Origin of the sequence: Nocardia carnea (assembly GCF_029868855.1) — a bacterium.
In the GTDB taxonomy this organism is placed as follows: domain Bacteria; phylum Actinomycetota; class Actinomycetes; order Mycobacteriales; family Mycobacteriaceae; genus Nocardia; species Nocardia carnea_A.
The window spans coordinates 1-4,069 of sequence record NZ_JARWOV010000096.1; the positions used below are offsets into that span (position 1 = coordinate 1).

Genomic DNA, 4,069 nt, shown 5'->3' on the forward strand with positions numbered 1-4,069 from the left:
GCTGTGACCCAGCGCGCAAGCAAGACCTAGTCGATATGAATTCCCTATTATTCGAGAGGTAATTGATATTAATCTCGGCCGGGCAGGTTTTTCGATGACCCCTCGGCGCCGAGCAGTTCGAGCATGCGGGCGCCCACCCCCCCCGGGCGCGGCCCCCCGGCTGCCCGGTCGTGGTCAAGGCGCACCCTGGCCATCCGGCGACCTCCGAGCTGATGGCAGAGATCGTCCGGGCCGCCGCCGTCGACTGTGGCCTACCGGCAGATGTAATACAGATCGTGCACGGATTCGAAGCGGGCGTGGAGCTGATCCGCCACCCGCTGGTCGCGGCCGCCGGGTTCACCGGCTCCGTTGCCGGCGGACGGGCCCTGTTCGACGCTGCCGCGGCGCGGCCGAGTCCGATTCCCTTTCACGGCGAGCTCGGATCGCTCAACCCGGTGATCATCACCCGGGCGGCCGCAGCGGAGCGCGGGGCCCGGATCGCCGCCGAACTAGCCGACTCGGCCACGCTCGGCAACGGCCAATTCTGCGTGAAGCCCGGACTTGTCTTTCTCCCGAACGGCGCCGACGGCGAGGAAGTGGCCACCCGGCTCATTGCCGCGTTGTCCGAAGTCGACGGCCGGATCCTGCTCGGCGAACGAATTCGCGACAACTTCGTGCGCGGATTCGCCGAACGTGCCGCGCTACCGCGCGTCGACGCACCGCTGGCAGCGCGATTGTCGGAGCGCGCAGCATCGGCGGGGCTGCTGACGGTCGACGCCCACACCCTGGTCGAGGACAGTAACCACGACCTCCTGCTCGAAGAATGCTTCGGGCCGGTCACCGTCCTCGCCCGCTACACCACCGACGCCGAGTTGGTTTCCGCACTGGACCGCCTGGCCGGCAACCTGACCGCGACGCTGCACATTTCCGAGGTCGAGGAAACCGGCACCGCCGCGGCCGGTCTCCTGGACCGGCTGAGCGGATTCGCCGGCCGGATCGTCGTCAACGGCTGGCCCACCGGCGTCGCGGTCTCCGCCGCGCAGCATCACGGCGGCCCATACCCGGCAAGCACCTCCACTTCGACCTCGGTGGGCACCACCGCGATCGAGCGGTGGCTGCGCCCGGTGGCCTACCAGAACACACCGGACCCGATGCTCCCGCCCGAGCTCCAGGAGGACAACCCGATGCACCTTCCTCGGCTGGTAGACGGTACCCGGCAGCTTCGCCGTTGATCCTTCGGGCACAAACATCACAGGAATACAGAATCGACCACGAATCCAGGAATTCGAGTCGTTCATCAAGGAAGGCGTCGATGACACGAGCAAATTTCAATCACGACTGGCGGTGGCGCCGCAAAGTGACGCCGTTCAAGGAACTGGGCGGCACACCGGAAACCGGCTGGACTCCGGTCACCTTGCCCCATGACGCGCTCATCGAGTCCGAGCGCCGCGCCGACATTGCGGAAGGTAGTACCAACGGGTATTTCCCGGACGGCGCGTTCGAGTACCGTAAAACCTTCCCGATGGCCGCAGACGACCGCGGCCGGCTCGTATATCTCGAGTTCGACGGCGTCTACCGCGATCCGGTGGTGACGGTCAACGGCGCGTACGCGGGTCGGCATGCCAACGGCTATTCACGCTTTTTCGTCCGCATCGACCCGTTCCTCCGTTTCGGGGAGGACAACGAGGTGCAGGTGTCCTGCCGCACTCATAAGGACAGCCGCTGGTACGCGGGCTGCGGTATCCATCGGGACGTGCACCTCGTCACGAAGAACCCGGTACATCTGGCCGTCGACGGGGTCAGGGTCACCACGGCGGACGTGGACGACGAACTGGCGATCCTCGACGTCACCGCGACCGTGCGCAACGCCGGGACCGTCAGCACACCCGTGACGGTGCGAGTGGCGTTCACCGATCCCGCAGGAACGCCGGTCGCGGCCGAGGAATCCCTGCTGACAGTCCTGCCCGGCACGGACGATACCCTCCGCCTGCGGGTACCGGTCGAGCACCCCAGATTGTGGAGCGCCGAGAAACCGGACCGCTACCTGGCCCGGGTCACTCTCACCGAGACCGACGGTACCCTCGACGAGGTCGAAATCGCCTTCGGTATCCGTACCGTCCAGGTGGATGCCCGACGGGGCTTGCGGGTCAACGGCCGGCCGGTGAAGCTGCGGGGTGCGTGCGTCCACGCAGACAACGGCCCACTCGGCGTGGCTGCCATCGGACGTGCCGAGGAGCGCCGTATTTCGCTGCTGAAGGCCGCTGGATTCAATGCCATCCGAAGCTCGCATCACCCCGCGAGCACCGCAGTACTGGACGCGTGCGACCGGGCCGGCATGTACGTGATCGACGAGACATTCGACATGTGGAACCTGCCCAAGAGCGATTTCGACTACTCCGCGGACTTCTCGCAGTGGTGGGAACGTGACCTCGAGGCCATGGTGGCCAAGGATTTCCACCACCCCAGCGTGCTGATGTACAGCATCGGCAACGAGATCCCGGAGACCGGCACCCCGGACGGCGGGCGCTGGAGCAGGCGACTGGCGGAAAAGTTACACGCCCTTGACAGCACCCGTCCGGTCACCAACGGCATCAACGGGTTCGTGTCGATCATCGATTTGGTGCTCACCGGGATGCGGGAATTCCAGGCGAATTCGGCGAGCGCCGCGGAATCGTCCGGCGACGACGGCGCCGCCGGTGTCAACGGCATGATGAATCAGCTGGGGCCGATGCTCGGGCAGATCGCCGCCTCGCCGGAGGTCACCGAACGCACCCGGGAATCGTTCGCCGCCCTCGACGTCGCCGGAATCAACTACGGCGACAGCCGCTACGAGCTCGATCACGAGCTCTTCCCGAACCGGGTGATCCTGGGCACCGAAACCTGGCCGACGGCCATCGACCACAACTGGGCACTGGTGCAACGGTTTCCGCATGTGATCGGCGATTTCACCTGGACCGGAATGGATTACCTGGGCGAAACCGGGATCGGATCGATCACCTATGCCGACGACGCCGGCGCACACGGCGGCTTCGGAACCGGCTACCCGGGACTCACCGCCGACTGCGGCGACCTCGACCTCATCGGTAACCGGCTGCCGGTGTCCTACTACCGCGAGACGGTGTTCGGCTTGCGTTCGGAACCGTTCATCGCGGTGCAGTCACCGCGCAACTACAACAGGCCGATCGCCGTCGCGACCCCCTGGGCCTGGAGCGATACGCTCGCCTGCTGGACCTGGCCGGGGCACGAGGGAGCGCCCGTCCACGTCGAAGTCTACACCGACGGCGAGGAGGTCGAACTACTGCTCGACGGAGAAACTCTGGGCCGCAGCACCGTAGGCATCGAGCGTGCGTTCCGGGCCGACTTCGATACCGTCTACCGGCCGGGCGAGCTGGTCGCCGTGGCCTACCGCGACGGCCGGCCGATCGGCCGGACAGCACTCGTCTCCGCAGCCGCCGTCACCCACCTCGCGGTCGATGTCGACCGCGACCGACTACGCGCCGATACCCGAGATCTGGCATTCGTGGGAATCTCCCTCACTGACGCGGCCGGGGTAGTGCACCCCGCCGACGACCGGGAGGTCCGGGTGCGCGTGACCGGCGCGGGCGTGTTGCAGGGCCTCGGCAGCGGAGCACCCGTCACCGAGGAGCGTTTCGGCACCGGCCGCCGGCAGACGTTCCAGGGCCGTGCTCTGGCGATCATCCGCCCCATGGCACCGGGCCCGATCACGGTCACGGTCGAAGCAGACGGTTGTTCACCGACGGAGGTCACACTGGAGGTCGCGGCAAGCTGAGTGGGCGACCTCGCGGGGGTTTGGGGGGCCCCCGCACGCCAACCCCCCCCCAGGCCCCGCGCGCCCCCGCCTCGACCCACGGCGCCCCCAGCGGGGGGGGCCGGGGGGGCCCCCCGGGCCCCCAAAAACCCCCCCCGCGCACCCCCCCACAAACTTGACCCCAAACCGGGGGGGGGGGCCTAACACACCCCCCACCACGCGGAAGAATTCGTTGAGCAGATTCACGACCTCGGTCGGCGGATGTTCGGCGGCGGTGGCGGTGGAACCGACCATATCGACGAACAGCACCGCCACGAACCG

Annotated in this window: 2 protein-coding genes and 1 pseudogene; 2 read left to right on the top strand and 1 reads right to left on the bottom strand. The window is 67.4% G+C overall.

Annotated features, from left to right (window positions below; genetic code table 11):
• Nucleotides 1–170: 170 nt before the first annotated feature.
• Entirely contained in the window at nucleotides 171–1,211 is a 1,041-nt protein-coding gene (locus tag QH195_RS09020) for an aldehyde dehydrogenase family protein (RefSeq protein ID WP_280435014.1), read from the top strand.
• A gap of 80 nt (nucleotides 1,212–1,291) precedes the next feature.
• Complete coding sequence (locus QH195_RS09025) at nucleotides 1,292–3,769, top strand: glycoside hydrolase family 2 protein (protein WP_280435015.1); 2,478 nt, start codon at nucleotides 1,292–1,294, stop codon at nucleotides 3,767–3,769.
• Nucleotides 3,770–3,862: 93 nt separating this feature from the next.
• Here QH195_RS09025 and QH195_RS09030 read toward each other — a convergent pair.
• A pseudogene (locus QH195_RS09030) lies at nucleotides 3,863–4,069 on the bottom strand (adenylate/guanylate cyclase domain-containing protein); the annotation flags it as partial.